Annotated in this window: 18 protein-coding genes and 1 pseudogene; 6 read left to right on the top strand and 13 right to left on the bottom strand. The window is 53.5% G+C overall.

The features are described from left to right. From ELY33_RS04905 to uraD, 3 genes and pseudogenes are all read right to left on the bottom strand, one after another. Positions 1-263 (bottom strand): biotin/lipoyl-containing protein (locus ELY33_RS04905; protein WP_126944788.1); only part of this gene is annotated, 263 nt, incomplete at its 3' end. Between the two features lie 58 nt (positions 264-321). Continuing rightward, positions 322-2994 carry a pyruvate dehydrogenase (acetyl-transferring), homodimeric type gene (gene aceE / locus ELY33_RS04900; protein WP_126944786.1) on the bottom strand — a complete coding sequence of 891 codons (2673 nt, stop codon included), beginning with the start codon at positions 2992-2994 and terminating at the stop codon, positions 322-324. A 103-nt stretch (positions 2995-3097) separates the two neighbouring features. Next, positions 3098-3628 (bottom strand): annotated as a pseudogene (uraD, locus tag ELY33_RS04895) (2-oxo-4-hydroxy-4-carboxy-5-ureidoimidazoline decarboxylase). Positions 3629-3856: 228 nt separating this feature from the next. Between uraD and ELY33_RS04890 the strand changes: the two are divergent. Next, the gene (locus ELY33_RS04890; RefSeq protein WP_126944784.1) at positions 3857-4723 is read left to right on the top strand and encodes a hypothetical protein; all 867 of its coding nucleotides are present in this window, start codon (positions 3857-3859) and stop codon (positions 4721-4723) included. A gap of 193 nt (positions 4724-4916) precedes the next feature. Here ELY33_RS04890 and pgi read toward each other — a convergent pair whose 3' ends face one another. From pgi to pyk, 3 genes are read right to left on the bottom strand one after another with little or no spacing between them, the layout of a single operon-like run. After that, positions 4917-6581 carry a glucose-6-phosphate isomerase gene (gene pgi, locus ELY33_RS04885; protein WP_126944782.1) on the bottom strand — a complete coding sequence of 555 codons (1665 nt, stop codon included), beginning with the start codon at positions 6579-6581 and terminating at the stop codon, positions 4917-4919. Positions 6582-6625: 44 nt separating this feature from the next. After that, positions 6626-7102 carry a methylglyoxal synthase gene (locus ELY33_RS04880; protein WP_126944780.1) on the bottom strand — a complete coding sequence of 159 codons (477 nt, stop codon included), beginning with the start codon at positions 7100-7102 and terminating at the stop codon, positions 6626-6628. Positions 7103-7130: 28 nt separating this feature from the next. Then, the gene (gene pyk / locus ELY33_RS04875; protein ID WP_126944778.1) at positions 7131-8597 is read right to left on the bottom strand and encodes a pyruvate kinase; all 1467 of its coding nucleotides are present in this window, start codon (positions 8595-8597) and stop codon (positions 7131-7133) included. Positions 8598-8808: 211 nt separating this feature from the next. Between pyk and gap the strand changes: the two genes are divergently transcribed. Next, positions 8809-9813 (top strand): type I glyceraldehyde-3-phosphate dehydrogenase, encoded by a 1005-nt coding sequence (gene gap / locus ELY33_RS04870; protein WP_126944776.1) that lies wholly within the window; start codon positions 8809-8811, stop codon positions 9811-9813. Between the two features lie 149 nt (positions 9814-9962). On the opposite strand, the gene ELY33_RS04865 is transcribed toward gap, so the two are convergent. The 6 genes from ELY33_RS04865 to ELY33_RS04840 all read right to left on the bottom strand — a co-directional run bounded on the left by ELY33_RS04865 (position 9963) and on the right by ELY33_RS04840 (position 17176). After that, a complete protein-coding gene (locus tag ELY33_RS04865) occupies positions 9963-11012 on the bottom strand; it encodes a LacI family DNA-binding transcriptional regulator (protein WP_244208562.1) in 1050 nt (349 codons plus the stop codon). Positions 11013-11221: 209 nt separating this feature from the next. Continuing rightward, a complete protein-coding gene (locus ELY33_RS04860; protein ID WP_126944773.1) occupies positions 11222-12328 on the bottom strand; it encodes an ABC transporter ATP-binding protein in 1107 nt (368 codons plus the stop codon). A gap of 79 nt (positions 12329-12407) precedes the next feature. After that, entirely contained in the window at positions 12408-14024 is a 1617-nt protein-coding gene (locus ELY33_RS04855) for an alpha-glucosidase family protein (RefSeq protein ID WP_126944770.1), read from the bottom strand. 37 nt (positions 14025-14061) lie between these two features. Continuing rightward, positions 14062-14904 carry a carbohydrate ABC transporter permease gene (locus ELY33_RS04850; RefSeq protein WP_126944767.1) on the bottom strand — a complete coding sequence of 281 codons (843 nt, stop codon included), beginning with the start codon at positions 14902-14904 and terminating at the stop codon, positions 14062-14064. Next, on the bottom strand, positions 14904-15890 hold the full coding sequence (locus ELY33_RS04845; RefSeq protein ID WP_126944764.1) for a carbohydrate ABC transporter permease: 987 nt from the start codon (positions 15888-15890) through the stop codon (positions 14904-14906). Before ELY33_RS04845 ends, ELY33_RS04850 begins: the two co-directional genes overlap by 1 nt. A gap of 14 nt (positions 15891-15904) precedes the next feature. Continuing rightward, positions 15905-17176 (bottom strand): ABC transporter substrate-binding protein, encoded by a 1272-nt coding sequence (locus tag ELY33_RS04840; protein ID WP_126944761.1) that lies wholly within the window; start codon positions 17174-17176, stop codon positions 15905-15907. Between the two features lie 586 nt (positions 17177-17762). Here ELY33_RS04840 and ELY33_RS04835 point away from each other — a divergent pair. The 4 genes from ELY33_RS04835 to ELY33_RS04820 all read left to right on the top strand — a co-directional run bounded on the left by ELY33_RS04835 (position 17763) and on the right by ELY33_RS04820 (position 22735). Continuing rightward, positions 17763-19298: a carbohydrate porin gene (locus tag ELY33_RS04835; RefSeq protein ID WP_126944758.1), complete on the top strand. Its 1536-nt coding sequence runs from the start codon at positions 17763-17765 to the stop codon at positions 19296-19298. Between the two features lie 557 nt (positions 19299-19855). Next, on the top strand, positions 19856-21349 hold the full coding sequence (zwf, locus tag ELY33_RS04830) for a glucose-6-phosphate dehydrogenase (RefSeq protein ID WP_126944755.1): 1494 nt from the start codon (positions 19856-19858) through the stop codon (positions 21347-21349). Position 21350: 1 nt separating this feature from the next. Then, a complete protein-coding gene (gene pgl / locus ELY33_RS04825) occupies positions 21351-22016 on the top strand; it encodes a 6-phosphogluconolactonase (RefSeq protein ID WP_126944752.1) in 666 nt (221 codons plus the stop codon). A gap of 56 nt (positions 22017-22072) precedes the next feature. Next, positions 22073-22735 carry a bifunctional 4-hydroxy-2-oxoglutarate aldolase/2-dehydro-3-deoxy-phosphogluconate aldolase gene (locus ELY33_RS04820; protein WP_126944749.1) on the top strand — a complete coding sequence of 221 codons (663 nt, stop codon included), beginning with the start codon at positions 22073-22075 and terminating at the stop codon, positions 22733-22735. Between the two features lie 174 nt (positions 22736-22909). On the opposite strand, the gene ELY33_RS04815 is transcribed toward ELY33_RS04820, so the two are convergent. Continuing rightward, on the bottom strand, positions 22910-23869 hold the full coding sequence (locus ELY33_RS04815) for a carbohydrate kinase family protein (RefSeq protein ID WP_126944746.1): 960 nt from the start codon (positions 23867-23869) through the stop codon (positions 22910-22912). Between the last annotated feature and the right edge of the window lie 29 nt (positions 23870-23898).

Here is a 23898-nt window from a genome sequence, read left to right as displayed (position 1 = left end):
GCGGGGGCTGATGCGTCGCCGCCGCCTTCGACCTCCAGTTCAACGATGTCGTCGCCTTCCGAGACCGTATCGCCTTCTTTGACCAGCACCTTGATGACCTTGCCGCCTTTCGGGGCGGGCACATCCATGCTGGCTTTGTCGGATTCCAGGGTGATTAGGGTGTCTTCCGCTTCAATGACATCGCCTTCTGACACCGCAATCTCGATGATTTCGACATCGGTATCCCCACCGATATCGGGAACTTTGATGATTTCGCTACTCAAGGTCGCGCTCCTTCCAAATCGGATCGAGCCGGCGGGCGTTTGCCCGCCGGGCAGCGGTTTAGCTGGTCAGCGGGTTCGGCTTGTTGGCGTCGATGCCATACTTCTTCAGCGCGTCGCCGACATGCTTACGATCAAGCTCACCGCGGTCGGCCAGCGCACGCAGCGCCGCCACGGTGACGAAGTAGCGGTCTACTTCAAAGAAGTAGCGCAACTTCTCGCGGGTGTCGGAACGGCCAAAGCCGTCCGTGCCCAGCACGGTGTACTCGCTCGGCACCCAGGCACGCACCTGATCGGCGTAGAGCTTCATGTAATCAGTGGAGGCAATCACCGGGCCGTCACGGCCTTCCAGGCACTGGGTGACGTGGGGCTTGTTGCCCTCAACGTCGGGGTTCAAGAAGGCTTCGCGCTCCAGCAGTAGCGCTTCGCGGCGCAGTTCGTTAAAGCTGGTCACGCTCCAGATATCCGCGCCAATACCCCAGTCGTTGGCCAACAACTCGGCGGCAGCTTCAACTTCGCGCAGGATGGTGCCAGAGCCCATCAGCTGCACGCGGCCTTTGTCGCCTTTCGTTTCGTTGAGCAGGTACATGCCTTTGACGATATCGTCGGTGGGCACGTTGTCGATGACCGGGTGCTCGTAGTTTTCGTTCATCACTGTCAGGTAGTAGAAGCAGTTCTCTTTATCGGTGAACATGCGCTTCAGACCGTCCTGCACGATGACCGCCACTTCGTGGGCGTAGGTCGGATCGTAGCTGCGGCAGTTAGGAATGGTGGAGGCCTGAATCAGGCTGTGGCCATCCTGGTGCTGCAGGCCTTCGCCGTTGAGCGTGGTGCGCCCGGCGGTGCCGCCGACCATAAAGCCGCGGGCTTGCAGGTCGCCTGCCGCCCAGGCCAAATCGCCAATCCGCTGGAAGCCGAACATCGAGTAGTAGATATAGAACGGCAACAGGGTGACGTTGTTGTTGCTGTAGGAGGTCGCCGCGGCAATCCACGCGGACATGGCACCGGCTTCTGAAATACCCTCTTCAAGGACCTGACCTTTTTGGTCCTCGCGGTAGTACATGATCTGGCCTTTATCGACCGGCTCATACTTCTGGCCTTCGGAGGTGTAGATGCCGAGCTGGCGGAACATGCCTTCCATGCCGAAGGTACGGGCTTCGTCAGGAATAATCGGCACCACGTGCTTGCCGAGTTTTTTATCCTTCACCAGGCCGTTCAGTATGCGCACGAATGCCATGGTGGTCGAGACTTCGCGCCCTTTGGAGCCGACCAGTTGCGAGGCAAAGGTTTTGTCTTCCAGGCTGGGAATCTCCAGCGCTTCAAAGTCACTGCGGCGGCTTGGTAGGTAGCCGTTTAGGCGTTCGCGCTGCAGGTGCATGTACTTAAGCTCGGGGGAGTCTTCTTCCGGCTTGTAGTAGGGCACGTCTTTGAGCTGCTCGTCGGTGATCGGAATGCCAAAGCGGTCGCGGAAGGTGCGCAGCGCTTCGTATTCCATGCTCTTGACCTGGTGGGCTTCGTTAGCGGCTTCACCATCGCCACTGCCCATGCCATAGCCTTTCACGGTGTGCGCCAGAATGACCGTGGGCTTGCCGTTGGTCTGGTTGACCGCTTCATGGTAGGCCGCGTAAACCTTGAACGGGTCGTGGCCACCGCGGTTGAGCTTCCAGATGTCTTCGTCGGACAGATCGTTGACCATCGCTTCGGTTTCAGGGTACTTACCGAAGAAGTGCTCACGGGTGTAAGCACCACCGTTGGCCTTGTAGTTCTGGTACTCGCCGTCGACCGCTTCATCCATGCGTTTTTGCAGGATGCCTTTCTTATCTTTCTCGAACAGCGGATCCCAGTGACGGCCCCAAACGACCTTAATCACGTTCCAACCGGCGCCGCGGAACACGCCTTCGAACTCGTCCATGACGCGGGAGTTGCCGCGTACCGGGCCGTCCAAGCGCTGCAGGTTGCAGTTGATGACGAAGATCAGGTTATCGAGGTTTTCACGGCCCGCCAGGGAAATCGCGCCCAAGGATTCCGGCTCATCACACTCGCCGTCGCCCATAAAGCACCAGATTTTGCGGTCGTACATGTCTTTCAGCTCACGGTGATGCAGGTACTTCATCACGTGGGCTTGGTAGATGGCTTGAATCGGGCCAAGGCCCATCGACACCGTGGGGAACTGCCAGTAGTCCGGCATTAGCCATGGGTGCGGGTAGGAAGACAGACCATCGCCATCAACTTCACGACGGAACCTGTCCATCTGCTCTTCTGACAACCGGCCTTCCAAATAGGAACGCGCGTAAATCCCTGGGGCCACGTGGCCCTGGATGTAAATCAAGTCGCCTTCAAAATCGCCTTTCGGGGCGCGGAAGAAGTGGTTAAAGCCCACATCATACAGCGTCGCCGACGACATAAAGCTGGCGATATGGCCGCCGAGCCCTGGGTTGGCGCGGTTATTACGAATCACCTGGGCAATCGCGTTATAACGGATCAACGACCGAATCCGGCGCTCCATAAACAGGTCGCCTGGCATCGGTGCTTCACGATGCACAGGGATCGTGTTTCGGTGCGGGGTTGTCACCGAGAAGGGCACCTTCATCCCATCCCGGCGTAGGCGATCCGCCAAGCGGGTCATCAGGTAGCGAGCACGATCTTCGCCCTCACGATCCAGTACTGATTCCAGGGATTCCAGCCACTCCGTGGTTTCGAGCGGATCGAGATCTTCTCTTGTCTCCAGACTCATATAGAGGTCTCTCCGAATGACGATAAAAGGTAAGTCTCACAGCCTGAAGGGCCGAGCTAAGGTCAGGCTAAAAGGGAAATGCAAGCGCTAAGCGCGTAAGGATTTACGCTGACTCCGCACGCGCGTGCAGGCGGAAGCGCGCTATTTGAATGATTTGCTCAATAGCGGTTTGACGCTCGGTAGCGGCGTCGTTTTCAAGGCGCTTTTCGAATGCATAAAGAATGGTGTGTCGATCAAGCCCTTTAACCGCAATCACAAAGGGGAAGCCGAACGTCTCTTGATAGGCCTGATTGAGGCGTTGAAAGCGCTCAAACTCTTCGGTTGAACACTGATCTAACCCCGCACCTGCCTGCTAACGGGTGGAATCCTCAGTTAGCTCGCCCGCTAATGCTGCTTTCCCGGCAAGGTCTGGGTGAGCGCGAATAACGGCAATTTGCTGATCAATATCAGCGCTCTTAAGCACACTACCCATACCGTCAGCTAACACATCCGGGTTGTTGTGTTTTTCGCTAAACCCCTGTTTCCAAGCGGTTTCTGCTACCCAGGGCGAATGTTCAAAAATATCCCCGTAATGCTCAAGAAAAGCGTCTAGGCCAAGGCGGCTGGGGCGGGCTGCGTGTAGAAAATGCGGCATTGTATCCTCCTGTTGTATTTGTTTATATTATTTATTGTATACAATAATTATGGCTAAATGTACTCTAAGATATGCCGTTTTCGCAAGAAAACCGCTATCGCACCCGCGAGAAGCGGGCATAACGGCACTAGAAGGGGCTTTATAGAAAGCCCTTCATAAAAAGGTCTTTATAAAAAAGCCTTTATAGAAAGATTTCTAAAAACAAAATCAAACAACAAAGGGGTTTGCATGCTGAAAAGCAATCAAGCGGTGGCAGCGTATCTGGCGATAGGCGCTTTTCTTGGCACTGCCTCAACAGGTGCCCAGGCAGCGACATGGAGCGATACGTTCGTGGGCTATCGCTATGGAACGCAGTTTACCGAGCCGAATAACCCAGAGAACGTAGAAAAGCATATTCTTCAGTTCACCCATGTAAGTGGTTACTCATTGGGGCAACACTTTTTCAATTTGGATGTCCTTCAGTCCAGTAGCCAAGACCCCGCCAATAACAGTGATTCAGGAGCGACCGAAGCCTATCTGGCCTATCGTCATCAATTGCATGGGGGCGAGGTATTCAATGAGCCCATCACTTTTGGGCCTGTCAAAGACATGGCGTTGACCGTTGGATTTGATCTAAACACCAAAAATACCGGCTTTGCGCCACGCAAACGCCAGTTAGTGGTGGGGCCAACGTTTAAATTTGATGTGCCGAGAGGCTTTGTGGATCTAAGCCTGTTCTATAGCCGTGAGTGGAACCACTGCGGCTTGCCACCCTGCGGGCTACCAGAAAACCACAACAGCATTTCGTTTGATCCCTATTACCAAATTAACTTGGCCTGGGGGCTGCCGTTTGAAGCGGCGGCGCTACCGTTAAAATTCCAAGGGTTCTATAACTACAACAGCGAAAAAGGAGCCGATTACTTCGGGGAGGCGACCAAGCCAGAGCAGTTAATGCGCACCTCGCTAATGCTAGACGTTGGGCAGGTCGCCTGGGGCGCTGAAAACTCCCTATGGATGGGCGTCGGTTATGAATATTGGCGCAACAAGTTCGGTAACCACAGCCAACCGGGTGTTGATACCGATGCCATGACCTTTAATCTGGAATGGCACTTTTAAAACCAATCCGAGTTCGTTCAGCAACAGATGAGAGGTTTTCCACCGGCAGAGATTGCTTATTTAATGAACTTAACCTCACTAAAAAGGCGTAATGGCCATTACATCACGCCGCTGTTCTGAAGGCGCTCCAAAACGCCCTGGCTTTTCAGCCAAGGCGTTTGTTTTCATTACTCCCCCCATTTACAAAACTAGCCTAGCGCTTCTTCCTGGCAGGCTTCTTGTCAGTATTGGAGGGAGAACTTTGTTTTTCGCTGTCGCCATCGGGAAAATGCCCGCGCACCAGTTCCAGTAGGCCCTGGGTGGAGGCATCGAAGTCGGCGGCGTTGGTGTCGATGCGCTCGCTGATTTCACCGGCAATGCGTTTGCCCAGCTGAACGCCCCACTGGTCAAAGGAGTTGATGTTCCAGATCACACCCTGCACAAACACCTTGTGCTCGTAGAGGGCAATCAGCGCACCGAGGTTTTTCGGCGTTAGCTCGTCCAGCAGCAGCGTGCTGGAAGGCCGGTTACCGGGGCAGCTGTAGGGGTCGTGCTGGCTGAGTTCCTTGCTGTCGCCCTGGCTGCCTTCCATAAAGGCGTTGGCCTGGGCGAGCATATTGGTGAGTAGCGCGAAGTGGTGGTCTTCCACGCCGGGTTCGGGCTTCAGCGAGGCAATAAAATCAATCGGCACGTAGCGGGTGCCCTGGTGCAACAGCTGGAAGAACGCATGCTGGCCGTTAGAGCCGGTTTGGCCCCACACAATCGGGCCGGTTTTGTAGTTGACCGGATGGCCGAAAATATCCACCGATTTGCCGTTGGATTCCATATCCAGCTGCTGCAGGAACGAAGGCAGCTGGTTGAGCGCCTGGTCGTAGGGCACGATGGCCTGGGTTTCGGCACCGATAAAGTTGATGTACCAGATACCGATCAACGCCATCAGCACCGGCATATTCTGCGAGAAGGGCGCTTCGATAAAGTGGCGGTCCATTTCATGGGCGCCTTCCAGCAGCTCGATAAAGCCGTCAAAGCCAATCGAAAGCGCAATCGGCAGGCCGATAGACGACCACATGGAATAGCGCCCACCGACCCAGGCCCAGAATTCGAACACGTTCTCTTCACGAATGCCGAATTCCATCGCTGCCTTGCGGTTGGTGGAAGCGGCAATAAAGTGGGCACCCACGTCGGCATCTTCGCCGGCATTTTCCAGGAACCAGCGTCGTGCGGTTTTCGCGTTCAGCAGGGTTTCCTGGGTGGAGAAGGTTTTGGTCGACACGATAAACAGCGTGGTCGCCGGGTCGAGCCGCGATAGCACCTTCTGGATATGGGTGCCATCGACGTTGGAGACGAAGTGAAAGTGGAGTTCCGGGTGGCGGTATTTGAGCAGCGCACGCACCGCCATATTGGGGCCAAGGTCCGAGCCGCCAATGCCAATATTGACAACGTCCTTGATGCGCTGGCCGTTATAGCCTTTCCATTCGCCGCTTCTTACCGCTTCCGAGAACTGCTTGATCTGCTCGCGGGTGCGGTTGATTTCCGGCATCACGTCATCGCCGTCAACATGCACCGGCTCGTCGCTTAAATTGCGTAAAGCGGTATGCAGTACCGGGCGGTTTTCGGTGACGTTGATAATGTCGCCGGAGAACATCTGCGCCCGGCGCTGAACCAGGGCGGAATGGTCGGCCAGCTCCAGCAGCTTGCTGAGCACGTCATCCGAGACGTGGTGCTTGGAGTAATCCAGAAACAGGCCGCCCACCCGAAGGCTCATTTTTTCAAAGCGCTGCGCATCCTGGGTGAAATAATCACGAATGCGGTCGTTGGCGGTTGTGTCGCGCAGGCGTTCGAGTGCCTGCCAGGTAACGCTGCGGGTGAGTTGAAACATGGAGTGCTCGCTATTGTTCGATATTGTAGGGTCGACCACTGGGTTTATTGGCTACGCGCCTGCGCCCAGGCCGCTGCATCGGGAATCGCCATCTCATAGCGTTCGTTGAGATACGGCGATGACAGCAGAAAATCCGCGCTGGCGGCATTGCTGGCGATTGGCACATTCCATAGCGCGGCTAGCCGGAGCAGTGCTTTGACATCCGGGTCGTGGGGCTGTGGGGCAAACGGGTCCCAGAAGAAAATCAGCACGTCCAGCTTCTGTTCGGCAATGCGTGCGCCAATTTGCTGGTCGCCGCCCAGTGGCCCGCTCATCAACCCTTCGACCTCAAGGCCCAGCGCCTTCTTAAGCCGCCCGGCGGTGGTGCCGGTGCCAATCAGGGTGTGCTGGCCGAGCGTGTCCTGCCAACGCGTCGCCCACTCCAGCATTTCGGTTTTTTTGCCGTCGTGGGCAATCAATGCAATGCGTTTGCGGGCTTGCAGGGTGCGAACGGCTTGACGGGGTGGGCGTGCGTCAGTCATGGCTGGGTTCTCTTGGTATTGGGTGCGTTTATTCTGAGTCAACGGCCAGTACTTTCATGGTGTTGGTGCCGCCGTGGGCGTTCATATGGTCGCCACGGGTAAGAATGACATGCTCGCCCGGGCCTGCCAAACCCTGAGCATGCAGCAGCTTCAGGGCTTCTTTATTCAGCGTTTTCGGGTCCATGTCAGTGGTGTCGAAAGGGATCGATACGACGCCGCGATACAGTGCCATGCGGCGCTGGGCAATCGGGCTGTGGGCAAGGCCGACAATCGGCAGGCCAGAGCGGATGCGTGAGGCAATCAACGGCGTGTAGCCAGTTGAGGTCATGCACGCAATGGCACAAACGCCGGTCAAGTGGTTGGCGGCGTACATGGCAGAAAGCGCAATCGTTTCATCAATACGCGCAAAGCCTTCATGGATGCGGTGGCCAGATTCCTGGGCAATACGTTCACGCTCGGCACCCAGGCACACCCTGTCCATCGCTTGAATGGTTTCGACGGGGTAGTCGCCCGCGGCCGTTTCCGCCGAGAGCATCACCGCGTCGGTGGCATCCAGTACGGCGTTAGCCACGTCGAAGACTTCGGCGCGAGTAGGCAGCGGCGACTCGATCATCGATTCCATCATTTGTGTAGCGGTAATCACCGCGCGGTTAAGGGTGCGAGCATGCTTGATGATACGTTTTTGCGTGCCGATAAGTGCGGCATCGCCAATTTCCACGCCCAGGTCGCCCCGTGCAACCATCACGGCTTCAGAGGCTTCGATAATGGCGTCGAGGGTCTCATCGTTGGCCACCGCTTCGGCGCGCTCAAGTTTGGCTACGAGGCCGATTTCCTTGCCTGCTTCGCCTAGCAGGTCGCGGGCTTCCTGCATATCAGCGGCGCTGCGCGGGAATGACACCGCCAGGTAGTCAACGCCGATATCAATCGCGGTTTTCAGGTCCTGTCTGTCTTTTTCCGTCAGCGCAGGCGCCGACAGCCCACCGCCTTGCTTGTTAATGCCCTTGTTGTTGGAAAGCTTGCCACCCACGTGAACGCGGGTATGCACTTCTTGTCCAGCAATGGAGATAACATCCAGCACCACACGTCCGTCATCCAGCAACAGGCGGTCACCCGGCGCGACATCGTCAATCAGCGATGTGTAATCACAGCCGACGCGCTCGGCGGTGCCGTTGTTGGCATCCAGTGCCATATCGAGCACAAACGCTTGGCCGATTTCCAGATGAACGGCGCCTTCGGCAAAGCGTGCGATACGAATTTTTGGGCCTTGCAGATCACCCAGTGCGGCAACGCTGCGATTAAGGCGCTGGGCGATTTCGCGAACGTCCTCGAGGCGGCGGCGGTGATCATCGGCTGCCCCATGGGAGAAATTGAGCCGCACGACATCAACGCCCGCCTTCAGCATGGCTTCCAATACGCCCGGGCGGTCACTGGCTGGGCCAAGCGTCGCGACAATTTTGGTGCGGCGAAGGGGGGAGGGAGAGGGTGAGCGAGTCATAAAGGTTTCTCCTGTTGAGTATCTTGGCAGTGATTATTTATTGGACTACGGTAGCCTTTATATAGTAATTTTACTACATATTGGAGCGTTATAAGCCCTTACAGTCGGTTTAATTAGTCTTTTATCGACTTTAGAGCGAATAAATACGTATTTTTAGTAATTTTTTTACCAGGTACGCCATTTACTACCACTGCTTGATCGAGGTGCCATCATGACAATAAGAGTTGCCATTAACGGATTTGGACGGATTGGTCGCAACGTACTGCGTGCGCTTTACGAAAATAGCTATCGGGATCGCGTCCAAGTGGTTGCGATTAACGATTTAGGCGATCCTTCGCTTAATTCGCACCTGCTGCGTCACGATACGGTTCACGGCCACTTTCCCTTTGCTGTTGAACACGATGCTGAGAGCATCCGTGTTGATGGTGACCGCATTGCGATTTCCTCCGAGCGAGATCCTGCCAACTTGCCTTGGGCATCCATGAACATCGATATCGTCATGGAATGCACCGGCCTTTTTACCAAGCGCGAGGCGGCTGCCAAGCATATTGAAGCGGGTGCAAAGCGCGTGTTGATTTCTGCGCCCAGCCCGGACGCCGATGCGATGATCGTTTATGGCGTCAATGAAGGTGTGTTGACCGCTGAGGATACCGTTGTCTCTAACGCTTCCTGCACTACCAACTGTTTGGCACCGGTGGCGAAAGCTATAAACGATGCCGTAGGGATTGAAAATGGCCTGATGACAACGATCCATGCCTACACCAATGATCAAAACCTGTCGGATGTTTATCACACTGACCCCTACCGGGCGCGCAGTGCGACACAGTCGATGATTCCGACCAAGACGGGTGCTGCGGCTGCCGTCGGCAAGGTGTTGCCGGAATTGGCGGGTAAGTTTGATGGCCTGGCGGTTCGCGTGCCGGTGATCAACGTCTCGTTGGTGGATCTGACCTTCACCGCTGGCCGTGACACTACCGCTGAAGAGATCAACGCGGTTGTTGAAAAAGCGGCGGCGACTTCGTCTGTGTTAGCCGTAAACGCACAGCCGCTGGTGTCTATCGATTTCAACCATGATGCGCATTCGTCTACTTTTGACACTAATCACACCCGGGTGAATGGCCGTTTGGTGAAAATTATGGCCTGGTACGACAATGAATGGGGGTTCTCCAACCGTATGCTGGATACCGCCATTGCTATGCAGAAATCTGCTCAGTAAGCAGCCATATTTTTCTATTGCGCTGGCGCAGGGACGCGCCAAAGAAGTATTGCCCAAGGTGCTATCCGAGACGTGATAACCCAGACGTAATAACCCAGACGTGATGAACAAGACGCGATGACCGGGCTTTATCGACAAACCGTTAGCGGCTATGGGCAAGTTTCTCCCACGATCAGTTCTGTTTTGAGCAGTTGTGGTTGTTTGGGTAAACGGCCCAAAATAATCTGCGCTGCGACACGGCCTTTATCGGCGCTATCCTGGCGAACGGTGGTTAATCGTGGCGACCTGTATTGCCCCTCCGCAATGCCGTCAAATCCGGTAATTCTCAACGCTTCCGGTACGTTAATCTGTCGCTGTTCCGCTAGGGTTAACGCAGTCAGTGCGATTCGGTCGGACATGCACAAAAGCAGGTCGGGCCGCTGGTCAGCCGGTGCGTCGAGGATCTGTGTGATAACCGGAGCGCAAATATCAAACACGTTTTCTTCGATATTCCAAAGCGGTATCTGCGCCGTGTCGTACCCCCACTCACTGAGCGCTGCGTGAAAGCCTGCTAAGCGAGCACGGCTAATGGTGCTGCTATTGGGTAACAGTGTATGTTCAGCGGTAACCCGCCCGTTGCAATGCTCTTTTGTCAGGCGAAGATTAATCACCGCTGGCCGCTTTGGTCGCGTTTTTAACGCGTGCTGGGCAATATGGTAGCTTGCATCCTGGTCATCAATATGGACAGTCGGGCTGCCATCAATATCAAAATCGACGGATACCAGGGGGCGCTGCGAAGGAAGCTCGCTGAGTAGCTTGTTATTGGGCATTAGGCCGTAGACGATAAAGCCATCAGCAATGTTGGCAGATCCTGGTGGCTGGGAAGCATGGCCTCGGCCAGGCAGTAACAGCATGGTATGACCATGGGCATCGAGCACTTCAGCGACACCTGATAAAAACTCACTGGCGACAGCATCATTAAGGCTGTAGGTCAGGCTCTCAGCGAGAATAACCGCCACAATGCTTGATCGCCCGGTGCGCAGGCTCCGCGCCTTGGCATCTGGGCCGTTATACCCCATGCGCTTGGCCTCACTTAAAATGCGATCACGCAGAAGAGGGGAAAGCTGGTCGGGGCGGTTAAATGCATTCGATATTGTCGCGGTAGAAACGCCGATTTCTGTGGCTAGATCCTTGAGAGTCATTCGACGATGGGCGGTCACGGGCTTCCTATCCTGTCTAATGGTTAACTATTATTTTACAGCGCAGGTTAACTACATAAATCACACGCACAAAATAACGGCCTTGACGTTATTCTTACCACCATTACACAGGGTGGGAATTTCATCAAAGGCCGCTGTGGGCTCAGTTGAACATTAATGGTCGTCAGCACCAACTATTAATGTTAAGCAGTATCACTAACCGCCGTTAATTAGGCTGCGGAGCGAGTCTCAGCAAGCATCAGTGCTGCACCGCTTTCATCAAATAGATGCACATGTGCATTATCAGGTACCAAGGATACTTTCTGTCCTTCTTTCCACTGGCTTGGGGCTTCGCTACGGTGAATGAGTAATGTATCGCCCTCCTTGGGTTCTAGGTAGACATAGACCTCATTACCTAAGTATTCGACATTGAAAATCTCAAAGCAGTTTTCGTCTGTTGGTGCTTCTAGGCGAAGGTGCTCAGGGCGGACGCCTAACGTGAGAGCGCTGCCTGTGCGATAGGTATCTGCCGCTTGAGGAAGGGCGACTTCTCCCACTCCTTTTGCAGTCACCCGGCAACCCTCTTTTGAGCCACTAGTGAGTTCTGCAGGCATAAAGTTCATGGTAGGAGAACCCATGAAGCCCGCAACAAACTTGGTGGCTGGGCGCTGGTAAAGTTCATGCGGGCTACCCACCTGCTCGATTTGGCCGCCTTTGAGCACCACGATTTTATCTGCCAGCGTCATGGCTTCGACTTGATCATGGGTTACGTAAATCATGGTAGAACCTAAGCGATTGTGCAGCCTAGCGATTTCGTTACGCATTTGTACGCGCAGTGAAGCATCCAGGTTAGAGAGCGGCTCATCGAACAGTAGGATGCGCGGCTCGCGTGCCATCGCGCGGCCCATTGCAACACGCTGACGCTGACCGCCCGAAAGCGCTTTCGGTTTGCGGTGCAGCAGTTCTTCGAGTTGCAAGATTTTAGCGGTGCTCATTACCCGCTCATGTACCGTTTCTTTATCCGCTTTGGCCAGCTTTAAGCCAAAGGCCATGTTGTCATACACCGTCATATGCGGGTAAAGGGCATACGATTGGAACACCATGCCCACACCACGCTCACGCGGGGGAAGGTCGTTGACTAGCGTGTCACCAATGTTTAAGTCACCGTCAGTGATCGACTCTAGCCCTGCGATAAGGCGCAGCAGCGTGGATTTGCCACAGCCGGATGGGCCAACAAAGACGACAAACTCACCGTCGCCAATGGTTAGATCAACATCTTTAATAATGTGATCACGGCCAAATACTTTGTTGATCTTTTCAAGCGTAACACTTGCCATGGTTAGCTCCTTGTCGGCCTCAATGCAGGATTCCTTGTATTGGGCCGACTATCGTTATTGAATGTTGTTATTGGTTTGACTAAGCAATGTGCATAAAGGCGGCTTGATAAGCGGGAAGCGTCAGTACATTGCCCTCGCGCGCCGTATTAAAGCCGTGTTCATCTAGGTCACGGATGACGTCTGCAGAGAGCGTTGTTTGTTGCTCATTCCCCGTCAAGTTAAAGACACACAGCACTTTCTCTTGGTCATTTTGACGAATAAAGCCCAGTAGCTCTTCGCCAACGTCAACCAAGTTCAAATCACCGTCGAACAGCGCGGAGTGCGTTTGGCGGAAGGCTAGCATCCGGCGCACTCTATTAAGTGTTGAATCGGGGTTCTCTTGTTGACGGCTAACAGATAAGTCCAGGTGACGTGATTCCACGGGAAGCCATGGTTCAACCGGGGAGAAGCCTGCCTGTATGCCATCTGTCCACGGCATTGGCGTGCGACAGCCATCTCGGCCCTTAAACTCTGGCCATAGCACTTTGCCGTAAGGATCTTGAATACGCTCGAAGGGCACGTCAGCTTCCGGAAGCCCTAACTCTTCCCCTTGATAAAGGCAGACGCTGCCGCGTAGGGAAAACAGCATAGCGAGCATTACGTTGGGGTAAGCAATAGGATCTTCCTCAGCTCCCCAGCGTGACGCGCTACGCTCAACATCATGGTTAGACGTTGCCCAGCAGGGCCAGGCATCGCCCGCTAAATGCTGAAAACGCTCGATGACATGACGAAGGTAGCTGGCAGAGCGCGGCTTGTTGAGTAAGTCGAAGGTGTAGGCCATATGCAGCTTATCGCCACCCGCCGTGTATTCGGCCATGCGCTCAAGCGGATTGTCATCGCCGATTTCGCCCACGGTTGTTGTGCCAGGATACTCATCCATCAATGCGCGTAAATCTTTCAAAAACGATACGTTTTCAGGGCGGCTAATATCGTAGACATGGCGCTGCCACGTGTACGGGTTAGCCTCCGGTGCGCCCAGGGTCTTGGATTCGCCTTTCGGTACCGGGGGATTGTCACGTAGCTCGGCGTCGTGGAAGTAGAAGTTGACCGTATCCAAGCGGAAACCATCAACGCCAAGATCCAGCCAAAAGCGCATGTTGTCCAGCTGTGCCTGACGGGCTTCCGGGTTGTGAAAGTTGACATCCGGCTGGCTGGTCAAAAAATTGTGCAGATAATACTGCTGGCGGCGAGAATCAAACGTCCAGGCAGGGCCGCCAAAAATAGACAGCCAGTTATTAGGGGGTGTGCCATCGGGTTTTGGGTCTGCCCACACAAACCAATCGGCTTTGGGGTTGGTTCTATTCTGACGGCTCTCTTTAAACCACGCGTGCTGTTCAGATGTATGGCTGATGACCTGGTCGATCATCACTTTTAGACCGAGCGAATGAGCCTTTTCAAGTAGCGCCTTGAAATCATCCAGCGTGCCGAACATAGGGTCGACGTCTCGGTAATCGCTAACGTCGTAGCCAAAATCAAGCATGGGTGACGTGAAGAAAGGCGAAAGCCAGACACCATCAACGTTCAAAGAGGCCACATAATCGAGCTTTGCGGTAATGCCTTTCAGGTCACCAATACCGTCACCACGGCTGTCTAAAAAGCTGCGCGGGTAAATTTGATAAATAACGCCGCCGCGCCACCAGGTCAGTTTGTCTTGCATGAATCAATCCTTAGTAAAACGTTAATAACAGCCATGCTTAGCCTTTAACTGCACCTGCAGTTAAGCCTGAAACAATGCGACGTTGGAAAATGATGACCAAAATAACCAATGGCACGGTGACAACTACCGACGCGGCCATGATTGGTCCCCAAGGCAGCTCGTAGGCGCTACCGCCCGACAGTAGGGCAATGGCAACGGGAACGGTGCGTTGGGCATCCGTCAGTGTGAAGGTCAGGGCAAACAGGAACTCATTCCAGGCAGCAATAAAGGCAAGCAGGCCGGTGGTTGCCATGGCAGGCCACATTAGCGGTAGGAAAACTTTAGTAATCGTAATCCAAGGCGTTGCCCCATCCATGATGGCGGCTTCTTCCAGCTCCATGGGTAACTCTTTCATGAAGGTGGTAAGCACCCACACAGTGAAGGGCAGCGTGAAAATGGTGTAGCTCAGAATAAGACCGAGCGGATTATTGTAGAGATTTAATGCGCGAATCACTTCAAACAAGCCAGAAAGCACCGCTACTTGAGGGAACATAGACACCCCAAGGATGACCAGCATGACGGTGGAGCGACCACGGAAGCGAACCCGGCCCAATGCATACGAGGCAGTGATGCCCAGAAGCAGCGCGATAAAAACAACGCTAAATGCCACGACAACCGAGTTAAAAATCGCGCGTATAAAGCTCGACTGGCTAAAGATCTGAGCGTAGTTGTCCAAATTCCAGTTCGAAGGCCAAAGCTCAACCTGGAATAAGTCACTAGAAGGTTTGAGCGAGGTAATTACCGCGTAATAAAACGGGAAGACGGCATATACCATAATCAGCGCGATTAAGGCCCAGAAGCCAACGCGCTTAGCAATTTTGGCTAACTGACGTTGTTTCATCAGTCACCTCCTAGTTGTATTTTATTACGACCTAAATAAAGGTAAGCAACGGTGGCCAGGGCAATAATCAAGAACAACAATGTCGAGGCGGCGCTGCCATAGCCTACATCCTGGAACTCAACCAGTTGCTGGCGTGCATAGACCGACATCGACATCGTGCTTGTCGAGTTAGAGGTCAACACGTAGATCACGTCGAACACCCGTAGGGCGTCGAGCAGGCGAAAAATCACCGCGACCATTAGGGCCGGCGTAATGAGCGGCAAAGTAACTTTGAAGAACACACGCACGGGGTGAATGCCGTCGACTTCTGCGGCTTCGTAACAATCTTTCGGCAGCATTTGCAGGGCGGCTAGCACCAACAGGGCGACAAACGGAATTGTTTTCCAGACGTCGACCATGATGACTGCCCACATCGAGTAGGTGGCGCTTGCAGTCCAAGCAATAGGATTGTCGATAATTCCAACGGTCATTAATAAGTGGTTGATGATGCCGAACTGGTCGTTAAGCATCCACGCCCACATTTGTGCGGATACGATGGTGGGGATTGCCCAGGGAATCAGCACGGACGCGCGAACAATGGTTCGCCCCTTAAACTCCGCATTAAGAATCAGCGCCACAATGACACCGAAAACGACTTCTAACGAAACCGAAACCACTGAGAAGTAAACAGTGTTCCAAACAGATTGCCACCACACCGGATCGGCCAGTATTCCGAACCAGCGGCCGTTTTCGGAGACCAGATAGTTTTCGAATCCGATGAAGTTAGCCGCACCTAAATCAGATAGAGAAGCATCGGTAAAACTGAGGAAAAAGGTTCGCATTAACGGCCAACCAGCGACCAGTGTTAATGCAATGAGCATGGGGGCCAAGAACAGCCACGCCGCTTTAACCCGTTGGCGGCGAACTTTAGTGCCGCGATGCCGACGTGCAGGCGCCACGGCTGAGCGCGCCCCCAGGGGCGCGCTGTTGTTGGAAGAGGTCGACATAGGTGTCTCCGCGGTTACCAGTTGCGACGCTTCAGACGGAGTAGATCGCCTTCGAGGTCAGCGACGGCTTGAGCGCCATCTTTATTGCCTGAAAGCACATCGTGGGAAGCGCTGAAGAAAGCATTGCTCACACGGCCATAGGCATCACCCGTCGGTGCGGAAGGGCGGGCGACGGCATTGGTAAAGGTGTCGTACAGGGTGCCGAAGAAAGGAACGGCTTCCAGTACTTCTTCGTCTTGATAAAGCGCATCAATGGTGGGGTTATAAGATGCTTGGATGGCACGACGTTTCTGCTCTTCTTCACCAGCTAAGAAAGCGACCAGATCAGCGGCTATCTCGGGATGTTCGCTGTAACGCGATACGGCTAAATTCCAGCCGCCTAACCCCGCTGCACTTTGGCCATCTTCTCCCCCAGCAGGCAACTGGGTAACGCCGACTTTATCGCGTACATCACTATCTTCGCTTTGTGCCAGTGACCAAGCGTATGGCCAGTTGCGCATAAACACTGCATTGCCGCCTTGGAAAACGCCCCGTGCTTCTTCTTCCGTATAATTCAGCACACCTACTGGAGAGATATCACCTATCCAAGAAGCAGCTAGGTCGAGCGCTTCAGCAGCTTTTTCGTTATTGATGGTCACTTCGCCATCTTGATCTACTACGCTGCCCCCACCAAAGCTTGATACCCACTCCAGTGCATTGACAGTAAGACCTTCATAAGCACGACCCTGGAAGACAAAGCCCTGCATGCGATCATCACCTTCCGCGCGCTCGGCATCTTTGATGTCACGTGCGATGTCGGTTAGTTCTTGCCATGTAGTCGGCACGTCATGGCCATGTTTTTCTAACAAGTCTTCGCGGTAATACAGAACACCCGCATCCGTAAACCAGGGCATCGCGACGAGGCGGCCCTCGATAGTGTTGTTGGTAACAATGGTGTCGAAATGACCCGCCGCAGCATCCTCACCGAGCACTTCGCGCAGGTCGAGCAGGTGATTAGCCAGTAAGCCAGGCCAGACAACATCAATCTGCATGACATCAATGTCGCTTGAATTGGCGGATAGAATTTGCTGGTAAAGCGATAAACGTTCGGTAGACGAGTTCGGCGTTGAAACTACATCGACACTGTGGCCAGTTTTTTCTTCCCAAGCGCTTACGCCTTCCTGGCAAAGGGTAAGCTCGGCGCCAACCGCTCCACAAGAAATGGTTAATTCGGCCGCCTGGGCAGAGCTTGTTGCACTAGCAATGCTAGCCAACGCAATGGCAGAAGTAAGTAGTGTCTTTTTCATAGGGCGTTCCTCGGCATTTATTGTTGTGGGTGATGGGTGTTCGAGGCGCTGTTAGCGCCTACTTAAACGATTAAGTCGATTGCCAGTTAGCCGTTTCATCGCGACAAGTTCAATAGCGACTTTTGTCTAATGCCGGTGCATCACTTTTTTCTAACCTAATAGTTAGTTTAGACATTGGTCGATAATCGGTAATTTCTTGTTTGTTTACTAGCTCTTAATCGATTAAGTTCTGTCTTGCGTTATTTAACGGGGTCATGCGTAGTTGCTTTGCAACATAATCCTTCAAAAAAGGCTTCACGGCAAAGCGTTCGGTGCTACTGAATGGGGGTGCTGATGAGCGCGTCAATAAGAGCGTCGATCAGATTAGTTCTACCCGTGCAGTAAGGCGTCAGACAGATGCTCTTGGCCTCAAGCCAGGGAAATTTGAAGCAGGCGCGCCGCAAGCTCACGTTTCTAACAACCTTTTAAAAATAAAAGATGTAAAGCCAGGTTTTTAAACAGAGCTTTTTAAACAGAGCTTTTTAAACAAACTTTTGAAACCGGGCCTTTAAAAATTGCAGCATCTAAATGCACAGGGTTTAAAACAATGCACAAAATGACATTTAAAACACCTCTCGCTATTGCCATTGCCGCGGCCAGCTTTGGGCTTTGTGGTACTGCAAGCGCAAATACAACATTAGAAGAGCGGTTTGCGGCATTAGAGGCACGCATTGCGGCTGCTGAGCAGCGCGCAGATGCTGCTGAACGTCGTGCTGAACTGGCTGAACAAGGTCGTGGCAACTCGCCTGCCTCCAGCGCACCGGCGGTAGTGACGAACAACGCCGAGATTGAAGAGCGCCTTGCCCGCGTAGAGCGGCAAGCCAGTGGAGACGAAGGGTTCTCTTTTAACGTTTACGCCCGCTCTGGTCTGTTGATTGGCGAAGACGGTAAAAGTGCGCCGGGTGGTCCTTATCTTACGCCTGCAGGTGGAAATGGTGGTGCAGTGGGTCGTTTGGGTAATGAACCGGATACCTACTCTGAAGCCATTTTGAACTATCGCATGCAGTTTGATAACGGTGCCAAAGCCCGTTACACCACAATGTTGGCTCATGGCACCAGCTCCAGTAACGATTGGGTGGGTGATGACACCAACTTAAACGTTCGCCAAGCCTATGCAGAATTCAGTGACCTGCCCAGCTTCACCGGCGCATTTGAAAACGCGTCTATCTGGGCTGGTAAACGTTTTGACCGTGATAATTTTGATATCCACTGGCTCGACAGCGATGTCGTCTTCCTCGCCGGTACTGGTGGCGGTGTTTACGATATTCAGCTTGCTGATAACTGGAAAAGTAACTTTTCCCTCTATGGCCGCAGTTTCAGCGACTATCCGGTCGTCAACCGTGAAAATCCTGGTTTAGATGGCGAAAATAGCGACACAGATAACCTTGTCCTGACCTCCAATAACTACTTTGGCAACTGGCAGGTCATGGTTAACGGCATGTCTGCTGCTGATAATGATGAACGTGACATTGGCGCAGGCCAAACCGCAGCGGATACGGGTTGGCACACCATGGTGGCTTACCACGGCGACAGCTTCTTCGGCATGGGTGAAGGTAACTTCAAAGCCGCTGTATTACACGGCCAAGGCTTAGGGGCTGAAGTGAAAGGGTTGGGCAGTAACGGCAACCTGACGGATGACGCCACCGCCACGCGTTTAGCGTTATATGGAACGACCTACATTGCGCCGAAGTGGCGTATTGCGCCGTCGATACTGGCGGAAACCAGTGAGGACCGTTTCGCTAATGGCGACAGCTATGATTGGGCAACATTGAACGTTCGCCTAGCGAATGAAATTAATCAGAGCTTCGAAATGCAGTACGAAGCTAGCTATCAATGGATGGATTTAGATCCGCAAGGTTACAGCGACCGCAATGCAGTCGATGGTGACTACATGAAGTTCACTGTTGCACCTACCTTCAAGCCGGAAGTCGGTGGCTTCTGGAAGCGTCCTGAGATTCGTCTGTTCACTACTTACAGCGACTGGGATGACAGCCTTAATAGCTATGGCGCTAGCCCCTTAGGTAGCGATGGCTTCACAGGTGGTGAGTTTACCTTCGGCGTGCAAACCGAAGTGTGGTTCTAAGCGCAAGCCGCTGCTTTCTAGCGAAAACTGTTTCTCCAATGCTGATTGCCCGCGATACGTCGCGGGCTTTTTTGTAGAAATTTAACAGCCTTCGTGAACGGCTACAGAGCTGTCTAGGGGAGAGCTTATGTCACTTGTTATCACCCCATTCAGATGGTTAAGCGATCACCTTCAAATACTGACGTCGGACAGGGTAGCGGCAGCTGCCAGCGTGGTGGTAAGTGGCGGTCGGGTAAAATAGCCTAGCTATGCCATTAAGTAAGAATCTCATTGTTATCGTGGTCATTTATACTCAAGGTTATCTCTTCCATAGGGGTGCGTAGCGATGGCGTATCTAAGGGGCGTAGAGTGAACCAAAAAGTAACAATAAAGAGATAGAACGATAGGTAGAACGATAGGTATCGCGCTTGGCAATAGGCAGTAAACGACGTAAATGGGAAGGCAGCGTTGATTTTTTGTAGTAAAATTACATTAAATGTTGCGCATAATGCCCTGTATCAGATAAATTTTAGGTAATCTAACTACATTAGGTCGTCTAATTATAAATAGGAGCTAAGATGAGCCAGTCACATTCCTCGCTGGGCGATCAGAATCACGCTATTGATTTAGCGTTGTTTGGGGCGCTGGGCGATCTTGCGATGCGCAAGCTATTTCCTGCGCTATATCACCTTGACCGTGAGGGCTTAATGCCCAAAAGCACGCGGATTATGGGGCTGGCGCGCCAAGCGCACGACACCGCTGCATTTCGTCAGTTAGTCAGCGGCGCGTTGCAAAAGCGGCTGAAAAAAGAGGAACAAGATAAAGAGAGCCTCGAGCGCTTTTTAAATCGACTTGACTATTTGCAGCTAGATTTCACAAAAATCGAGGGCTTTGAACAAGTACGCGAATGGCGCGAAGGCTCTGACCGCCCGATGGTCGTCTATTTATCGGTTGCCGCAATGATCTATGGCGATATTTGCCGCCACCTTGAGGCAAGTGGCAGCCTGGATGAGCAAACGCGGGTGGTCGTCGAGAAGCCGATTGGCCACGATTTAGCCTCCTCAGAAGAGATCAACGATGCTATTGGCGCGGTTTTTCCCGAGTCACGTATTTACCGTATTGATCATTACTTGGGTAAAGAAACCGTACAAAATCTGATTGCGCTGCGCTTTGCTAATCCGCTTTTCGGAACGCAATGGAATCAGAATAATATTTCCCATGTAGAAATTACCGTTGCGGAAAAAGTCGGCATTGAAGGGCGCTGGGGTTACTTCGACGATGCGGGGCAGCTGCGCGATATGGTGCAAAACCACTTGCTGCAGTTGCTTTGTTTGATCGCCATGGACCCGCCTTCCAACTTAGATGCCGATGCCATTCGTGATGAAAAAGTAAAAGTGCTTAAAGCTTTAAAGCCTTTCGCAGGTGAAGCGCTAGGTCGTGATGTGGTGCGTGGCCAATACACCGCGGGCACCAATGATGGACAGCCGGTACCAGGCTACCTGGAGGAAGAGGGTGCGAATACCCAAAGCCAGACCGAAACATTTGTGGCAATGAAAACCGAGGTTTCTAACTGGCGTTGGGCGGGCGTTCCGTTCTACTTGCGTACCGGTAAACGGATGCCTGAAAAGCTGTCCCAGATCGTGATCCACTTCCGTCAGCAGCCGCACTATATTTTTGATCCTGACCAGCGGGGAATTGCGTCTAACAAGCTGATCATTCGTCTGCAGCCGGATGAAGGTATTGCGCTTCAGGTGCTGACGAAAGACAGCGGCTTGGATAAGGGTATGCGCTTGCGTCCTGGCCCGCTGCACCTGGATTTTAATAGCGCGTTTCCCAAATCGCGTATCCCCGATGCCTACGAGCGTCTGTTGCTGGAAGTTATGAAAGGCCAACAGTATCTGTTTGTGCGCCGCGACGAAGTCGAGCACGCATGGCGGTGGTGCGACCAACTCATCGACGGTTGGAAGACGCGTGAAACACCGCCGCGTCGTTACCCGGCAGGCTCCTGGGGGCCGGTGGCCTCCATCGCCATGATTACCCAAGATGGCCGTAGTTGGTACGAGGATTATTGATATGAGCGGAGCACGTCAAGCGCTAGCAGAACAGCTGGCAGAAGCGGTCTTTCAGGCATTGGTTGATGACTTGAGCCGCCAAGAGCGCGCATTGTTAGTCGTATCGGGTGGCTCTACCCCGGTGCCCTTTTTTAAAGCCCTGGCAACCAAATCGCTGCCTTGGGAGCGCATCGATATCACCCTGGCTGACGAGCGCTGGGTAGATGAGCAAAGCAATGATAGCAATGCCAGATTGGTGCGCGAGAACCTGCTTCAAGGCGCGGCTGCGAACGCCAACTTTGTACCGCTGACCTCTGATGCCTCGACCCCGGAAGAGGGCGTTGAAGAAGTTGCCAAGCGCACGGCATCTTTGCCTTGGCCAGCCAGCGTAGTGATCTTGGGGATGGGAGGCGATGGCCACACGGCGTCGTTGTTCCCCGATAGCCTAGAGCTTGGTTTGGCACTTTCCACCGATGAGCCGCTAGTCGCTGTTCGCACGCCTAGTCAACCACAGCCGCGTATCACGTTCTCAGCTGGCCGCCTTCATCAGGCGCATCGGCATATTTTGCATATTACCGGCGATGATAAGCGCAGCGTATTGGCAAACGCCATGCAAGGCGATGACGTCCTAAAGCTGCCAATTCGCGCGTTTTTATCTTGCCCGTTAGCGATTTACTGGGCGCCGTAACGCTTGGCTTTCGCCAATAAAGCGTTTGCCAATAAAAACTGCTTGGAGACTCACTGATGACAATCGATAAACAGCTACCCTCAACGCGCACTGCCGAGCTAGACAGTATTTGCTTAAAAGCTGAGGTCATTCCGGTTATTACCATTGACCGTCTTGAAGATGCGGTACCGCTGGGTCGTGCTTTAGTCGAAGGTGGCTTAACTGTTCTGGAAATTACCTTGCGCACCGATTGCGCGCTGGAAGCCATCAAGCGCATGAAAGAAGCGCTGCCGGGTGCCAGCATTGGTGTAGGTACTGTGTTAACGCCTGCGCAATACCGCCAAGCTGAGCAGATAGGCGCTGATTTTGTGGTGACACCCGGCGCGACAGAGGCGCTTTATCGCTATGGCGTAGAAAGCCCGGTACCGATGTTACCCGGCGTATCGACCATTTCTGAGCTGATGACCGGCTGGCAGTACGGCTATCGGCGCTTCAAGTTCTTCCCGGCTGAATCCAGTGGTGGTGCAAAAGCGCTTAAAGCCTTCGGTGCGCCGATTCCTGAAGCACGTTTTTGTCCCACCGGTGGCATTACTGTCGATAACGCTGAAACCTACCTTTCACTGCCTAACGTGATGTGTGTGGGTGGTTCTTGGTTAACGCCGAAAGCCATGGTCGAAGCGGAAGATTGGGACGGTATTCGCGAGTTGGCCCGTCAGGCCGCCGAGCGTTTTCACCACTAACGAATACGATGTAAATCGACACGAGCACTCTCGTTACTTGCCTCACTGATATCGGAACATGTGAGTAAGTGATTTGCCCGAGCATATTGCCATGCTCGGGCTTTTTTGTTTAATGGTGTGGCTCGCTGAAAAGGTAAAGGATATGTAATAACTCGCAGCGATTAGCAGCAAATCTTACGCATTACGCAGAGCGTCAATATCGCTATGGGTCGGCAGTGCGGCATAGGCCCCGGGGCGTGTCACGGCATGAGCGCCACAGCGGCAGGCAATATCCACTGCGCGGGTAAGAAAGGCACTATCTTGATGCCAGTTCTCATCAATTCCATGCTGGGAAAGTTCCGCTAGCAACCCACCAATAAAGGCATCGCCACCCGCTGTTGTATCGACGGCGTTAACCTGGGGTGGAATGACGGTTTGATCAATACCGACGCCTTTCAGCACGACATTGTTGGGGCCGTCGGTGATTACAATCACTTTCACTCCCGCGGCAAGTCGCTCAGATAGCCACGCTTCCTGAGAATGTCCGCCACGAAGATAATCAAGCTCCTCCAGTGATACCTTGACGAGATCCGCGCTATCTAATAGCTCGGTCACTAGCCAAAGGTCGGCTGTCCCCTCGGCCCATAAATTGTGGCGTAGGTTGGCATCCACGCTCACTAAACAGCCCGCGCGCTTCGCCATAGAAGCAATGGCTAAGGTTGTGCCGGCAATTTCTGAATCGGTCAAGCTATTGCTGCACAAGTGAACAATCGCTGGTTGTTCAAATACGCCGTGGGGCAGGTGCTCCAGGCGGTAAAGCAGGTCGGCTGCCGGTGGTCGATAAAAATCAAACGTGCGCTCGCCGCTAGTGTCCCTGGAGACAAATGCCAACGCTGTGCGTGCTTCTTTGGTCAGCATCACGCCCTGGGTATCCACGCCGTGGCTTTTCAGTTCGCGAATTAGAAAGTGGCCAAACGTATCGTCGCCAACCATGCCTAAAAATTGGCTGGGCACGTTAAGCCGGGCGCAGGCAACCGCGACATTGGCAGGCGCGCCGCCCGCGTAAGGCGTAAATGTTTCCTGCCCAGTGTCATCACCTAAGCGGCTAGACAGCATATCAACCAGGGCTTCACCAAACGCAATCACCGGCGTCATAAATTAATCCTTGTCATTATTAATGTTGA

The sequence above is a fragment of the Vreelandella andesensis genome, from assembly GCF_003989795.1.
Taxonomy (GTDB): domain Bacteria; phylum Pseudomonadota; class Gammaproteobacteria; order Pseudomonadales; family Halomonadaceae; genus Vreelandella; species Vreelandella andesensis.
Note: the sequence above shows the minus strand (reverse complement) of the source record. Positions and strands in the feature narration are given on the sequence as shown.